This is a genomic window from Paractinoplanes ferrugineus (assembly GCF_016862195.1).
Taxonomy (GTDB): Bacteria; Actinomycetota; Actinomycetes; order Mycobacteriales; family Micromonosporaceae; genus Actinoplanes; species Actinoplanes ferrugineus.
Window position 1 is genome coordinate 116,336 of sequence record NZ_BOMM01000028.1, and the last position, 15,072, is coordinate 131,407.

Genomic DNA, 15,072 nt, shown 5'->3' on the forward strand with positions numbered 1-15,072 from the left:
CCCGGTTCCTACCCCATGACGGGCCGTTCCTACTCGATCAGCGCGCGGAGTCGCGCCGGGTCGTTGAGAACGTGGATCGCCACGATCCGGTCGTCGTGGACGGTGAACGCCATCACGGCCAGCACCTGCTCGCCGGAGCGCACCAGGATGCCGGCCGTCCCGTTGATCAGCACCGGCCCGACCAGACCGGCCAGCCGGCCGAAACGCCTCGCCTCGCCGGCCACGTCGCGGGCGCCACGCAGCACCACGGTGAAATGTGGCCGGTCGGGGCCGCCGTCGGCGCGCAGCACCACGTCGGGGTGCAGCACCTCGAGCAGCGCGCCGAAGTCGCCGTCCCGGGCGGCCGCGAAGAAGGCGTCGACCGCCGCCCGTTGACGGGCCAGATCGGGCATCGGCGCGGGCGCGGTGTCCCGGACCCGGCGGCGGGCCCGCCCGGCCAGTTGCCGGGTGGCCGCCGGCGTGCGCTCGAGCAGCACAGCGACGTCGTCGAACGGCACCGCGAACATGTCGTGCAGCACGAACGCGAGCCGCTCGTCCGGGTTGAGCGAACCCAGCACGACCTGCAGGGCCAGGCCCACCGCGTCGGCCAGCAGCGCCCGCTGCTCGGGGTCGGGGCCGGCGGCCGGGCTCACCACCGGGTCGGGCAGCCGCGTCTGCGGCCGGGACTGCCGGGCCCGCAACAGGTTCAGGCAGACCCGGCCGACGATCGTGGTCAGCCAGCCGGGCACGTTGCGTACCCCCTCGGCGCCGGCCCGGTCGGCCCGCAGCCAGGCGTCCTGCAGGGCGTCGTCGGCCTCGGCGAGGGAACCGAGCATCCGGTACGCCACCGCGCGCAACCGCGGCCGCTCCGCCTCGAACTCGTCGACCAGCATCGTCACATTCTCCCGGCGGCGCGGGTCATCCCGGTGACACCCCGACGATGGGAGAGAAAATGATCCTGGTCACCGGCGGCACCGGCACGCTCGGCGCCCACGTGGTCCCGCTGCTGCGACGGGCCGGCCACGAGGTGCGGATCCTCAGCCGCGGCCACGGCGCGGACCTCGCCACCGGCCGGAACGTGGACGCCGCCCTGGCCGGCGTGCACACCGTGCTCCATCTGGCCGGCTCCCGGACCGGCGACGGCGACAAGGCCCGCACCCTGGTCCGCGCGGCCGAGCGGGCCGGCCGCCCGCACCTCGTCCACATCTCGGTGGTCGGATGTGAACGGATTCCGGTGCGCACCGCCGTCGACCGCGGCGGCTTCGGCTACTTCGCCGAGAAGCGCGACGCGGAACTCGTCATCGAGAATTCGGCACTGCCGTGGACGATGTTGCGCGCCACCCAGTTCCACGATCTGACCCGCAACCTCGCCCGCGGTGCCGCGCGGCTCCCGGTGATGCCCGCCTTCGCCGGCGTCCACTTCCAGCCGGTCGACACCGCCGAGGTGGCGGCCCGGCTGGTGGGGCTGGCGCTGGGCGAACCGGCGGGCCTCGTGCCGGAGCTGGCCGGCCCCCGCCCGTACGCCATGGCCGAGCTGTTCCGCACCTACCTGCGAGCAACCGGCCGGCGCCGGGCGATCGTGTCCTTGCGGGGCGCGGGCGGCGCCTACCGGGCGGTGCGGTCCGGGGCCAACCTGCCCCTGGCGGGCGCCGACCTCGGCACCGTGACCTGGGAGGACTTCCTGTCCACCGCGGCTCAGTCCACCCGGTAGGGGTCGCGACCGGGGCCGCGCACGGCGTCCGCCGCCGCCTCGGCGGGCGCCGGCACGAGGGTGTGAACCGCGCGACCGGTGCGCCCGTTGCCATCGCGTCAGGGCTGGCTTACTCCCGGGGCGCCGGTTTCGAGGTGACCGACCAGGCGGCGGACGTAGTGGGGGTCGAGGTCGCTCGTCACCGACAGGTCGTACCAGTCGTGGTGCCGCGGCACGTGGCGGACCTGGCTCTGGCCCGGGTTGAGGCGGACCACGGTGTGCTCGCCGCCGTAGGCGTCGGTCAGCACGACGCGGGTGGGCCGGGCCGACGGGTTGGCCAGGGTCAGCCGGGTGTCGCGGATGGTGGCCTCGACGCCGTTGCCCCGGAAGCGGCGCAGAAAGCCGTTCGGGCCGTGCACCGTGATGTCGGAGGTGTCCGGCCAGATCCCGGTCAGGTGCGTACGGGCGGCGGCCGTGTAGGTGCGTGGCTCGCCATCGGCCTCGGTCACGTAGAACACGGCTCCGGCGTCGCCGCGGCTGGCGAACGTCACCCGCAGCTGACCGGCGGCGTACCGGGCGTCGGCGGCCAGGTCGTAGCGCAGGGGGCGGGCCGGGCGTACGCCGGGCTCGGGTGCCGGCAGTTCTGGCGAGGCCGGGGGCTGCGGGACGAAGTCGGGGTGCCGGCGGCGGTCGGCGGGCGCGTACGCCGAGGTGTCGGGCAGTGCGGGCGTCGCCGGGCGGGTCTTGCCGAAATCGAAGGCGGCCGTGAGGTCGCCGCAGATCGCGCGCCGCCACGGCGAGATGTTGGGTTCGCGCACACCGAACCGTTTCTCCACGAAGCGCACGATCGAGGTGTGGTCGAAGGTCTCCGAGCAGACGAAACCCCCGGTGCTCCAGGGCGAGACGACGAGCATCGGGACGCGCTGGCCGAGGCCGTACGGGCCGGCGACGTGTCCGCCTTCGGCCGCCCGGAACTCGTCGCGCAGGTCGACGGTGGAGTTGCCGGCGGTCGGGTAGGGCGGGACGACATGGTCGTAGAAACCGTCGTTCTCGTCGTACGTGATGAACAGTGCCGTCCTCGCCCAGACCTTGGGGTCGGCGGTGAGCGCGTCGAGCACCTGCGCGATGTACCAGGCGCCGTAGTTCGCCGGCCAGTTCGGGTGTTCCGTGTACGCCTCGGGCGCGACGATCCAGGACACCTGCGGCAGCTTGCCGGTCAGCACGTCGTCGCGCAGCGGGGCGAACATGTCCTCGCCGGCCTTGAGGTTCGTGCCGGTGCGCGCCTTCTCGAAGAGCGGCGAGCCGGGCGCGGCCTCGCGGTACTTGTCGAAGTAGAGCAGCGAGTTGTCGCCGTAGTTGCCGATGAACGGGTCCGCCGTCCAGCCCCAGGAACCGGCCGCGTCCAGTCCGTCGCCGACGTCCTGGTAGATCTTCCACGAGACGCCGGCCGCCTCGAGCCGCTCCGGGTAGGTCGTCCAGTCGTAGCCGAGCTCGTCGTTGGTCACGACCGGGCCGCCGCCCGTCCCGTCGTTGCCGGTGTAACCGGTCCACATGTAGTAGCGGTTCGGGTCGGTCGGACCCATCAGGCTGCAGTGGTACGCGTCGCAGACGGTGAAGTTGTCGGCGAGCGCGTAGTGGAACGGGATGTCGTCCCGGGTCAGGTAGGCCATCGTGGTCGCCGACTTGGCCGGGACCCACCTGTCGTACCGTCCGCCGTTGAACGCCTGGTGGCCGTCGTTCCAGCCGTGCGGCAGGTCCTGCAGGAACCGCATGCCCAGGTCGTCGCCGTCGGGCCGGAACGGCAGGACGCCGTCCTGGTTCCACACCGGATTGCCGTCGGGCAGCGTCACGGGGGTGCGGTCACCGAACCCGCGGACGCCGCGCAACGCCCCGAAGTAGTGGTCGAAGGAGCGGTTCTCCTGCATGAGGACCACGATGTGCTCGACGTCGGCGATCGTGCCGGTGCGGCGGTCGGCCGGGACGGCCGCGGCGCGGGCGATGCTCGGCGACAGCGCGGCCATGGCGGTGGCGCCACCGGCGAGCGTGAGGAATCCGCGGCGGTTGATGCGTTCCATGCCGGCCAGTCTCGACCCGGCCCGGCCGGCGGAAAAGTCCGGTCAGGCGAACTCGCGGCGATCGTCAGGTAGACGCGACGTCACGCCCCGGCGATCGAGCAGCTCCAGAAGGGGCACCGCGACCCGCCGGGTGGTGTCGAGCTCTTTGCGGGCCTCGCTGATCGTGAACGGCCGGCCGAGTCGCCGCAGCCGCTCGGCCGCCTCCGGCACCGCCGTCGCCCGGAGCACCACCTTGGGCGCGAGCTGGACCAGCAACCCGGCCCGCACCCCCGCCGCCTGCTGCCGGACCCCCAACCCAAGCTCGATGAGCTGGTACGCCTCGGGCGCGGCGAACGGCGGCCGACCGGCGAACGCCTTGTCCACGGCCGCGACCAGTTCGGCCGGGAGGCCGGCGGGCCCGGTCCCGACCCGCCCGTCGCCGATCCGCCCGTCGCTGATCCGCAGTGGCGGCTCGACCAGGGCCTCGACCAGGGCACGAGCGGGCAGGCCGAGGCGGTGCCGCAGGGCCTCCACCGGGGCACCCGGCTCCAGCGGGTGCGCCTCGCGATAGGCGGTGACCTCGGCGCCCAGGCGTTCGGCGAGGGCCGCCCAGTGCGCCGGGTCGGCATACCAGTCCCCCGTGACCGGCCCCCGGACCGCGCCAGCGTCCTGCGGGCCGGCGTCCTGCGGGTCGGGGGCCGGGACTCCCATGGCGGTCAGGTCGGGGGCGCGGATCAGGAGGCGGCGGCGGAGCTCGCCGGCCAGGGACGGGGTGCCGGTCATGGTGGCCAGGTCGGCGGCCCGGGCCGCGGCGGCGCCCCGGCGGGTCAGGCCCGGGGGCCGGACGTCCAGGACGGTGGCGCCGCCGGCTATGTGGTGCCGGCCGGGATCCCGGAGCAGGGCGCGGTCACCGATGCGCAGCGGAAGGGGGTGGGACAGCCGCAGGCGGCACGTGTCCGGGCCCAGCGGACGGACCCGCGCGGGCACGGCGGCCGAGCCGATGTGCACCGTGACCGACTGCGGAAGGTCCTTGACCGGATCACCGGCCAGCCGCACGTCGACGAGGTCGGTCGGCCGGAAACTCCCGGGCGTCAGCAGGGCGTCGCCCCGGGACAGCTTCTCCGTCGGCACGCCCCGGAGGTTCACCGCGACCCGGGCGACCGCGGTCACGGACGTCTCGGCCGCCCCGAGCGCCTGCAGGCCGCGGACCCGCACCAGCGAACCACCCAGGGCCAGCTCGTCGCCCACGGCAATCGTCCCCCCGCCGAGGGTGCCGGTGACGACCGTGCCGGCCCCCTTGACGGTGAAGACGCGGTCGAGGAAGAACCGCACCGGCCCGCCGGGCTCGGGCGAGGGCACCGCGGCGACGAGACGATCGAGGGCGACGCGCAGGTCGTCGAGCCCGGCCCCGGTGACGGCGCTGACGGCGACCGCCGCGACGGCGCCCAGACCGGTGGGCGCGATCCGCTCGCGGGCCTGCGCCAGCGCCGCCGCCGGGTCGGCCAGGTCGGACCGGGTCACCACCAGCAGGCCGTGGCGCACCCCGAGCGCGTCCAGGGCGGCCAGGTGCTCGGCCGACTGCGGCATCCAGCCCTCGTCGGCCGCCACCACGATCATCGCGGCCGGCACCGGGCCCACGCCGGCCAGCATGTTGGCCACGAACCGCTCGTGACCCGGCACGTCGACGAACGCCACGGTCCCGCCCGACGGCAGGGTGGTCCACGCGAACCCGAGGTCGATCGTCATACCGCGGCGGCGCTCCTCGGCCCAGCGGTCCGGTTCCATCCCGGTCAGCGCGCGCACCAGGGTGGACTTGCCGTGATCGACGTGGCCGGCGGTCGCTACCACGTGCACGGTCAGGCCACCGCCAGCACGGCCGCGACCACGTCGGCGTCCCGTTCCGGGGGCACGCAGCGCAGGTCGAGAAGCAGCCTCCCACCCGCGACGCGGCCGACGACCGGCGTCGCGTTCGTGCGCAGCCCGGACGCGTACCTCTCAGGCAGCGACAAGGACCACGACGGGAGCCGGACGTCCGGCGCTCCGCCGCCACCGACGACCGCGACCGACTCGGTGAGGGTGACCGGGATGCCGTTGCCCTCGAGTTCTGCCAGGACGCGCAGGGTCCGCTCGCGCAGGGCCGCCGGATCGGTGCGCAGCGCCCGCCAGACGGGGGTCTCCGGGCCGGTGAGGGTGGCCTGCAGGGCCGCGAGGGTGAGCTTGTCGACGCGCAACGCCCGGGCGAGGGGGTGCCGCCGCAGTCGTTCCACCAGGGCGGCGTCGCCGAGGATGAGCCCGGCTTGAGGGCCGCCGAGCAGTTTGTCCGCCGAGGCGATGACGAGATCGGCGCCGTCCTTCAGGGTGCCGGCCGCGTCCGGTTCATCGGGCAGCAGGGGGTCGGCGCTCAGCAGCCCCGAGCCGATGTCGGCGACCACCGGGAGGTCGAGCCGGGCCAGCTCGGCGACGGTGGCCCCGCTCGTGAATCCGCTGATCGTGAAGTTGGACGGATGCACCTTGAGGATGAAGCCCGACGCCGGACCTATCGCGTCTTCATAGTCTGCGACGGACGTGCGGTTCGTCGTGCCGACCTCGCGCAGCCGCGCCCCGGTCGACTCGAGCAGATCCGGCAGCCGGAAACCGTCGCCGATCTCCACCATCTCGCCCCGGCTGACGATGATCTCCCGGCCGGCCGCCAGCGCGGTGGCGGCGAGCACCAGGGCCGCGGCCCCGTTGTTGACCACGTGCACCGCCCCGGCGGCGGGCACCGCGTCGTGCAGCGCCTTCAGGGCGGTCCGGCCCCGCTTGGCCCGCAGGCCGCTGGCCAGATCCATCTCGACGTCGGTGTTCCCGGCCGCCGCGAGCACCGCTTCCCGCGCCGCGTCGGAGAGCGGCGCCCGCCCGAGGTTGGTGTGCAGCACGACCCCGGTGGCGTTGAGCACCGGCCGCAACCCGCCGGCCGGCCCGGCGAGCGCGGCCACCGCCGCGTCGGCCACCCCGCCGGGCGCCAGCACACCCGCCCGCACCAGGTCCTGAGCGGCGACGACGGCCGCCTTGACGGCCACCCGGCCGAGCCGGTCGGCGGCGTCGCTCAGCCGGGGATCGGCAAGGACGACATCGGTACGCGGCACCAGCCGCCGGGGATCCACGCCCCCAATTTAGGCCGCCCGCAGGAACTCGGCCGGGCGGAGCCCTCGACAAGCCCACGAGCCCACGATGTGGAACGGGGGCCTTGATCAACCGGCCGAGGACCGCGCCGTGCCCGCCCGGCGGCGGGGCTGACCCCCGCCGCGCGGGCCGACCCCCGCCGCCGGGATCGCCATCGGGCGACGGGAGCGGAGCCCGGCGGCGGGGCGAACGCCTTATTGCTGCGGCGGGACGGCACCCGGCTGACCGGCCGGCTGAGCACCCGGGTGGGCACCCGGCTGGGCACCCGGCTGGCCGTACTGGGCCGGCGGCTGGGCGGGGTGGCCCGCCGGGGCCATCGGCTGGCCGGCGTAGGCCGGGTGGGCGGCCTGGATCTCCTCGGCACGGGCCTTGCGGGCCTTGACCATCTGGATCACGGCGAGGACCGGCACGGCGAACGCGTAGAAGAAGATGCGCACCTCGCCGCCCTCGAAGAAGGCCAGCAGGTAGACCGAGTAGGCCAGGAAGGCCACGGCGGCGATGCCGTCGAAGATGCGGGCGCCCTTGGACTGGCCGAAGCCGGCCAGGCCGAGCACCGCGAGAAGGATGGCGCTGACGAAGAGCAGCGCGATGTAGCCGTAGAAGGCACCGTCGGACACGAGATTTTCCCCGTTCGATGAGTCTTGGACGGCATACCTTAAAGCTTGCTGAGACTTTCGTGGGGGCAGCCTGCGTGCGGCCGCGCCGGGGAAGGGCTAGGGTCTGATCCGTGGGCGTCCGGACCTGGATCGAAGGCTGGCCGGTCTACCGGCAGTTGACCGGGACCGACCCGCTGGGCCGTGGTGCCGCCGCGCAGTCGGAGCGGTCCAGATCGCTGACCGCGCGCACCGAGACCGCCGACCGGGTGGCCAAGTCGGTGTGCCCCTACTGCGCGGTCGGTTGCGGGCAGCGCATCTTCGTCAAGGACGAGAAGGTCGTGCAGATCGAGGGCGACCCCGACAGCCCGGTCTCGCGCGGGCGGCTGTGCCCCAAGGGTTCGGCCAGCCTGAGCCTGGTCACCTCGCCGCGCCGGCAGCAGCACGTCCTCTATCGCAAGCCGTTCGGCACCGACTGGGAGAAGCTCGACCTCGAGACGGCGATGGACATGATCGCCGAGCGGGTGCTCAAGGCACGCGAGCAGACCTGGGAAGACGCCGATGACGAGGGCCGCCCGCTCAATCGCACGCTGGGCATCTCCAGCCTGGGCGGGGCGACGCTCGACAACGAAGAGAACTATCTGATCAAGAAGCTGTTCACCGCGATGGGCGCCATCCAGATCGAGAACCAGGCGCGCATTTGACACTCCGCCACCGTTCCCGGTCTGGGAACCTCTTTCGGCCGTGGCGGGGCCACCAGCTTCCTGCAGGATCTGGTCAACGCTGACTGCATCGTCATCCAGGGCTCGAACATGGCCGAGGCACACCCGGTCGGCTTCCAGTGGGTGGTCGAGGCCAAGAACCGGGGCGCCAAGGTCATTCACGTCGACCCGCGGTTCAGCCGGACGAGTGCGCTGGCGAACACCCACGTGCCGGTCCGGGCGGGGGCCGACATCGCGTTCCTGGGCGGGATCGTCAACTACATCCTCGGCAACGAGAAGGACTTCCGCGACTACGTCCTGGCCTACACGAACGCGTCGATGATCGTCAGCGCGAAGTACCGGGACACCGAGGACCTGGACGGGTTGTTCAGCGGGTTCGACCCGGGGACCAACACCTACGACCAGACCAGCTGGATGTACGCCGGGTCGGAGGAGCACGCCGGGGACAGCGCCGACTCGGCGGCCGGGCGGGAGACCGCGAGCGGCCTGCGGCACGAGTCGCACGGGGTGCCGGTGCCCGCCGACGTGCCGCGCGACGAGACGCTGCAGGACCCGAACTGCGTCTACCAGATCCTCAAACGGCACTACGCCCGCTACACCCCCGAGGTCGTCGAGCAGGTCTGCGGCGTACCCCGGGAGAAGTTCCTCGAGGTCTGCGAGGCCTGGACGGCGAACTCGGGGCGGGAGCGGACGACCTGTCTGGTCTATTCGGTCGGGTGGACGCAGCACAGCGTGGGCGTGCAGTACATCCGCACCGGCGCGATCATCCAGCTGCTGCTGGGCAACATGGGCCGGCCCGGCGGGGGTGTGCTGGCGCTGCGCGGGCACGCCAGCATCCAGGGGTCGACCGACATCCCGACGCTGTTCAACCTGCTGCCGGGCTACCTGCCGATGCCGCATCACGCGCAGCACCCGACGTTCGGCGAGTGGGTCGACGAGATCCGGCATCCGGGTCAGAAGGGCTTCTGGGCGAACGCCGAGTCCTATGCGGTGAGCCTGCTCAAGGCCTACTTCGGCGACGCCGCGACCAGGGACAACGACTGGGGGTACGGCTGGCTGCCGCGACTGACCGGCGATCACGGTACGTACCGGCAGGCGCTCGACATGATCGACGGGAAGATCAAGGGTTACTTCCTGCTCGGCCAGAACCCGGCGGTCGGGTCGGCGCACGGCCGGGCCCAGCGGCTCGGCATGGCCAACCTGGACTGGCTGGTGGTGCGCGACCTCTACATGATCGAGAGCGCGACGTTCTGGAAGAACGGCCCCGAGGTGGAGACCGGCGAGATCACCCCGGAGAGCTGCCGCACCGAGGTGTTCTTCTTCCCGGCCGCCTCGCACGCCGAGAAGGAGGGCACGTTCACCCAGACCCAGCGGATGCTGCAGTGGCGCGAGAAGGCGGTCGAGCCGCCCGGCGACGCGCGCAGCGACCTGTGGTTCTTCTACCACCTCGGCCGGCGGCTGAAGGCGCGGCTGGCCTCCTCCCCGCTGCCGCGGGACGCGGCGATCCAGAACCTGACCTGGGAGTACGGGGCGGACGAGCCCAGCGGCGAGCGGGTGCTGCAGGAGATCAACGGTTTCGACCTGTCCACCGGCAAGTTGCTGAGCTCGTTCACCGAGATGAAGCCGGACGGCACCACCTCGGGCGGCTGCTGGATCTACACCGGGGTGTTCGCCGACGGCGTCAACCAGGCCGCCCGCCGCAAGCCGGGCAGCGAGCAGAACTGGGTGGCGCCGGAGTGGGGCTGGGCGTGGCCGGCCAACCGGCGCACCCTCTACAACCGTGCCTCCGCCGACCCCGACGGCAAGCCGTGGTCGGAGCGCAAGAAGTACGTCTGGTGGGACCCCGAGAAGGGTGAGTGGACCGGGGCGGACGTGCCCGACTTCGAGAGGACCAAGCCCCCGACGTACGAGCCGCCCGAGGGTGCCTCCGGGGTGGCGGCGCTCTCCGGCCGGGACGCGTTCATCATGCAGGGCGACGGCAAGGGCTGGCTGTACGTCCCGTCGGGGCTGATCGACGGTCCGCTGCCGACGCACTACGAGCCGGCCGAGTCGATGGTGCGCAACCCGCTCTACGGCCAGCAGGCCAACCCCACTCGCAAGGTCTACGACCGGGACGACAACCCGACCAACCCGAGCCCGCCGCGACAGCACGCCGACGTCTTCCCGTACGTCTTCAGCACCAGCCGCCTCACCGAGCACCACACCGCCGGCGGCATGAGCCGGCAGCTGGCGTACCTCTCGGAACTGCAGCCGGAGATGTTCGTCGAGGTCTCCCCCGCGCTGGCGGCGGAACGCGGCCTCGAGCATCTCGGCTGGGCGCACATCGTCACCGCGCGCGCCGCCATCGAGGCGCGGGTGCTGGTCACCGAGCGGCTGACCCCGCTGCGCATCGACGGCCGGGTCGTGCACCAGCTCTGGCTGCCCTACCACTGGGGCTCGGAGGGCCTGGTCACCGGCGACTCGGCGAACGACCTCATCGGCATCACGCTGGATCCGAACGTCCTGATCCAGGAGAGCAAGGTCGGCACGTGCGACATCCAGCCGGGGCGGCGGCCGGTCGGCAAGGCACTGCTGGCGTACGTTGCCGACTATCGCCGCCGGGCCGGGCTCGCACCCGGGTCCCGCCCACCGACCGTGACCACGAAGGACGCTGATGGGGATCAATAGCCTGTACGGGCCGCTCGATCCGGCCCCGGACGCGGGTTACCCCGACGCCCCGCCCCGGATGGGTTTCTTCACCGACACCTCGGTCTGCATCGGCTGCAAGGCCTGCGAGGTGGCCTGCAAGACGTGGAACGCCATCCCGGACGACGGCTTCAACCTGCTCGGCCACTCCTACGACAACACCGGCGGGCTGAGCGCCGACTCGTGGCGGCACGTCGCGTTCATCGAGCAGCCGGCGGTGGACGCCCTGGCCGCGGCCGGCCGGCCCGAGCCGCAGTTCCTCGGCATGCCGGGCACCACCCTTCCCGGCGAGTCGGTGCCGGCCGGCTCCCGCACCGATTTCCGCTGGCTGATGATGTCGAACGTGTGCAAGCACTGCACCCACGCCGGCTGCCTCGACGTCTGTCCGACCGGGTCACTGTTCCGCACCGAGTTCGGCACCGTGGTGGTGCAGGAGGACATCTGCAACGGCTGCGGCTACTGCGTGGCGGCCTGCCCCTACGGCGTCATCGACCGGCGCGAGGACGACGGCCGGGCCTGGAAGTGCACGCTCTGCTACGACCGGCTCGGCGACGGGCTGACCCCGGCGTGCGCGCAGGCGTGCCCGACCGAGTCGATCGTCTTCGGTGAGCTGTCCGAACTGCACGCCCGCGCCGACGAGCGGGTCGCGAAACTGCACGCCGACGGCGTCGGGTCGGCCCGGCTCTACGGCCACGACCAGGACGACGGGGTGGGCGGGGACGGCGCGTTCTTCCTGCTGCTGGACGAGCCCGAGGTGTACGGCCTGCCGCCCGACCCGATCGTGACCACCCGGGACCTGCCGGACATGTGGAAACGGGCCGGTCTGGCCGCCCTCGCCATGGCCGCCTCGGTGGCGGTGTCGTTCCTGGGCCGGCGCGGATGAGCCGGCGCGGCGACCGGCCGATGGTGCCGCGGGCGGAGTTCCGCTCCTACTACGGGCAGCCGATCGTGCGGCCCGCCCCGTGGACCCACGACATCGCGTCGTACCTGTTCACCGGCGGGCTCGCGGCCGGGTCGGCGCTGCTCGCCGCCGGCGGTCAGCTCACCCGGCGGCCCCGGCTGCGGCGGACCGGCCGGGTGGCGGCGCTCGGCGCGGTCGCGGCCAGCGGCTACTTCCTGGTCGCCGACCTGGGCCGGCCGGAACGGTTCCTCAACATGCTGCGGGTCGCCAAGCCGACCTCGCCGATGTCGATGGGCACGTGGATCTTCTCGGCGTTCAGCGGGGCGGCCGGGGTGGCGGCCGTCGCCGAGGTCGCGCCGCTGCTGCCGGCCTCGTTCCTGCGGCGGGTGCTGCCACCGGCCGGTGCGGTGGCCGGGCTGGGGGCCGCGGCGGTCGCGCCCGCGCTGGCCACCTACACCGCGGTCCTGCTCGCCGACACGGCCACCCCGAGCTGGCACGTGGCGTACCCGGAACTGCCGTTCGTCTTCGCCGGAAGCGCCCTCGCCAGCGGGGCCGGGGTCGGGCTGATCGCCGATCCGGTCCCGGCGACCCGGCGGATGGCGGTGCTGGGCGCGGCCCTCGAGCTCTACGGCGCCCATCGGATCGAGACCACCAAGGGCATTCTCAGCGAGCCGTACGCGACCGGCCGCGCCGGGCGGCTGCTGCGGGTGGGCCGGGCGCTGACCGCCGCCGGGGTCGCCGGGGCCGTCCTCGGGCGCCGCAGCCGGGTCGTCTCGGCGCTGTCCGGACTGTCCCTGCTGGCCGCGTCGGCGGTCACCCGGTTCGGCATCTTCGAAGGCGGCATGGCGTCGGCGCGCGACCCCAAATACACGGTGCTCCCCCAGCGCGAACGCCTGGCCGGACGGGTTCCGGACGGTCCGCCACCCGACTGACCCCGGCGCGCGCCCGTCAGGCCACCTCGACCGTCCGGCCGGTGCTCGGCACCAACTCCCCGACGACCGGGTAACCCGGGACCTCCCCCACCACGAGCAGTCCGCCGGAGGTCTGCGCGTCGGCGAGGAGCAGCAGCTCGTCCTCGCCCACGGCCGACCGCAGGTGCGGCCGCACCCAGTCGAGGTTCCGCCTGGTCCCCCCGCTGACGAAGCCGTCGGCGAGCGCCTGCCGGGCCCCGTCGAGGTACGGGACGGCGGCGGCGTCGAGCCGGGCGGTGACCCCGCTGGCCCGCGCGAGCTTGTGCAGATGCCCGAGCAGCCCGAACCCGGTCACGTCGGTGGCCGCCTCCACACCCGCCCGCAGGGCCGCCCCGGCCGCGTCCCGGTTGAGCGTCGTCATGGCCTGCACGGCCTGCGGAAAGACCTCACCGGTGGACTTGTGCCGGCTGTTGAGGACCCCGACGCCCAGCGGCTTGGTGAGGGTCAACGCGAGCCCGGCCCGCCCGGCGTCGTTCCGCATCAACCTCTGCGGGTCGGCGATGCCGGTGACCGCCATCCCGTACTTCGGCTCCGGATCGTCCACACTGTGCCCGCCGGCCAGGTGGCAGCCGGCCTCCCGGGCGATGTCGAGCCCACCCCGCAGCACCTCCGCCGCCAACTCCATCGGCAGCAGCTCCCGGGGCCAGCAGAGCAGGTTGACCGCCACCACCGGCGTACCACCCATCGCGTACACATCGGACAGCGCGTTGGCCGCCGCGATCCGCCCCCAGTCGTAGGCGTCGTCGACGACCGGCGTGAAGAAATCCGCTGTCGCGACCACGGCCTGCCCGTTCGCGATCCGCACCACCGCCGCGTCGTCCCCGTCGTCGAGCCCGACGAGCAACTCCCCCGGCCCCCGCGGAAGCTCCCCACCGACCAGGCCCGCCACCACCGCCTCCAGCTCACCGGGCGGAATCTTGCAGGCGCATCCCCCACCATGGGCGTACGAGGTGAGCCGCCGAACCGAGGTAGTCGTCACCCCACCCACTCTGGCACGCCGCCGCCGTCCCGTCGCGACACCCCGGCTAGGGTGGTCGGCGGAGGCGTTAGGGCGGCTGGTGCCCCTCCCGGTCTTCAACACCGGTGTGGCCCGGCATCCGGGCCAGGCGGGTTCGATTCCCGTCCGCCTCCGCTCCCTCCTGCCCGCCGCGCCGGCTCTCGACCGCAACTTCCTTGGGCTTGAAAAAGGGCCTCCGCGCCTTCGGAGACCCCTCTTCAGTGGAGTTGCGATGTCTCGGCCTTGAAGCGGGCGACGGAGAGCCCTCGAGCCGGTCCCAAAGCACCCGCCGGCCGGACATGCGGTGACCACGGCGGTGGCCGGCGCGCGGCCGAGGCCGGTCGAGCAGCCGGTGCTGAGCCAGGTGGCGGTGCTGGCGGACTCTCCTTGAACAGGTCGCGGCTCAGCGGGCGTGCTCAGGGGCGTTCCAGCTGGCCAGCAGGCGCAGGGCGTCGTGTTCGGGGGTGCCGGGCCGGGCGTGGTAGGCGTTCAGGCGCAGGCCGGTGTCGGCGGTCAGCTCGAGCGACTCGTAACCGAGCGTCAGGTCGCCGACCTCGGGATGGTGCAGGCGTTTGACGCCGGACACGTGCAGGCGCACGTCGTGCGCCGCCCACCAGGTGCGGAAGACCTCGCTGCGGGTGCTGAGCTCGCCCACCAGGTCGGTCAGCTTCCGGTCGTACGGGTCCCGCCCGGCCTCGGCCCGCAGCAGCGCGACCACGTCGCCCGCGAGTTGCGCCCAGTCGAGGTAGAACTCCTGGGCGGCGGGATCGAGGAAGATGAACCGCGCGAGGTTGGGGGTGGCGGCGGTGCCGTTGAGGGCCGGGGCGAAGACGGCGCGGCCGAGGGCGTTGACGGCGAGGACGTCGAGCCGGCCGTTGCGCACGTAGGCCGGGGCCATCGTCATCGCGTCGAGCACGTACTGCACGCCCGGGCGCACGGTGGCCGAGGGGCGCCGCCGGCCGCGGACGGTGGCGATGGTGGCGTTGGCGGTGCGGGCGAGGTCGAGCAGGTGGGCGCGCTCGGCGTCGTCGAGTTGCAGGGCGCGGGCCAGCGCCGCCAGCACGCTGTCCGAGACGCCGTTGAGGTTGCCGCGTTCGAGCCGCGTGTAGTAGTCGACGCTGACCCCGGCGAGCAGCGCGACCTCCTCCCGCCGCAGGCCGCTGACCCGTCGCCGCGACCCGAAGTCGGGCAGACCGGCCCGCGCCGGAGTGATCTTCGCCCGCCGGCTGGTCAGGAAGTCGCGGATCTCCGCCCGGTTGTCCATGTCTCGACGCTACTTCGGGGGCCGCGAAGCAGGGAGGTACTGGTGGTACCGGTA

Annotated in this window: 10 protein-coding genes, 1 tRNA gene and 1 pseudogene; 5 read left to right on the forward strand and 7 right to left on the reverse strand. The window is 73.3% G+C overall.

From position 1 onward, the window contains the following. Window positions 1-29: 29 nt before the first annotated feature. Window positions 30-872 carry a sigma factor gene (locus Afe05nite_RS15860; RefSeq protein WP_203817869.1) on the reverse strand — a complete coding sequence of 281 codons (843 nt, stop codon included), beginning with the start codon at window positions 870-872 and terminating at the stop codon, window positions 30-32. A 59-nt stretch (window positions 873-931) separates the two neighbouring features. Between Afe05nite_RS15860 and Afe05nite_RS15865 the strand changes: the two genes are divergently transcribed. After that, complete coding sequence (locus Afe05nite_RS15865; protein WP_203817870.1) at window positions 932-1,690, forward strand: SDR family oxidoreductase; 759 nt, start codon at window positions 932-934, stop codon at window positions 1,688-1,690. Between the two features lie 98 nt (window positions 1,691-1,788). On the opposite strand, the gene Afe05nite_RS15870 is transcribed toward Afe05nite_RS15865, so the two are convergent. The 4 genes from Afe05nite_RS15870 to Afe05nite_RS15885 form a co-directional block, all read right to left on the reverse strand. Further along, a complete protein-coding gene (locus Afe05nite_RS15870; RefSeq protein ID WP_203817871.1) occupies window positions 1,789-3,744 on the reverse strand; it encodes a phosphocholine-specific phospholipase C in 1,956 nt (651 codons plus the stop codon). Between the two features lie 42 nt (window positions 3,745-3,786). Beyond that, a complete protein-coding gene (selB, locus tag Afe05nite_RS15875) occupies window positions 3,787-5,577 on the reverse strand; it encodes a selenocysteine-specific translation elongation factor (protein ID WP_203817872.1) in 1,791 nt (596 codons plus the stop codon). Between the two features lie 2 nt (window positions 5,578-5,579). Beyond that, the gene (gene selA / locus Afe05nite_RS15880; RefSeq protein ID WP_203817935.1) at window positions 5,580-6,875 is read right to left on the reverse strand and encodes an L-seryl-tRNA(Sec) selenium transferase; all 1,296 of its coding nucleotides are present in this window, start codon (window positions 6,873-6,875) and stop codon (window positions 5,580-5,582) included. Window positions 6,876-7,079: 204 nt separating this feature from the next. Continuing rightward, window positions 7,080-7,502, reverse strand: coding sequence for a hypothetical protein (locus Afe05nite_RS15885; RefSeq protein WP_203817873.1), 423 nt, complete (start codon window positions 7,500-7,502; stop codon window positions 7,080-7,082). 110 nt (window positions 7,503-7,612) lie between these two features. On the opposite strand from Afe05nite_RS15885, the pseudogene fdh reads away from it, so the two are divergent. The 3 genes and pseudogenes from fdh to nrfD form a co-directional block, all read left to right on the forward strand. Continuing rightward, window positions 7,613-10,861: pseudogene (fdh, locus tag Afe05nite_RS15895) on the forward strand (formate dehydrogenase); the annotation flags it as partial. Beyond that, window positions 10,854-11,768 (forward strand): 4Fe-4S dicluster domain-containing protein, encoded by a 915-nt coding sequence (locus tag Afe05nite_RS15900; RefSeq protein ID WP_203817876.1) that lies wholly within the window; start codon window positions 10,854-10,856, stop codon window positions 11,766-11,768. The pseudogene fdh and the gene Afe05nite_RS15900, both read left to right, overlap by 8 nt. Beyond that, window positions 11,765-12,718 (forward strand): NrfD/PsrC family molybdoenzyme membrane anchor subunit, encoded by a 954-nt coding sequence (gene nrfD / locus Afe05nite_RS15905; protein WP_203817877.1) that lies wholly within the window; start codon window positions 11,765-11,767, stop codon window positions 12,716-12,718. Before Afe05nite_RS15900 ends, nrfD begins: the two co-directional genes overlap by 4 nt. 16 nt (window positions 12,719-12,734) lie before the next feature. Here the strand turns inward: nrfD and selD are convergent, their stop codons facing one another. Further along, window positions 12,735-13,736 (reverse strand): selenide, water dikinase SelD, encoded by a 1,002-nt coding sequence (selD, locus tag Afe05nite_RS15910; RefSeq protein ID WP_438868219.1) that lies wholly within the window; start codon window positions 13,734-13,736, stop codon window positions 12,735-12,737. Window positions 13,737-13,796: 60 nt separating this feature from the next. On the opposite strand from selD, the gene Afe05nite_RS15915 reads away from it, so the two are divergent. After that, window positions 13,797-13,889, forward strand: a tRNA-Sec gene (locus Afe05nite_RS15915). A gap of 268 nt (window positions 13,890-14,157) precedes the next feature. On the opposite strand, the gene Afe05nite_RS15920 is transcribed toward Afe05nite_RS15915, so the two are convergent. Continuing rightward, window positions 14,158-15,018, reverse strand: coding sequence for a helix-turn-helix domain-containing protein (locus tag Afe05nite_RS15920; protein WP_203817879.1), 861 nt, complete (start codon window positions 15,016-15,018; stop codon window positions 14,158-14,160). Between the last annotated feature and the right edge of the window lie 54 nt (window positions 15,019-15,072).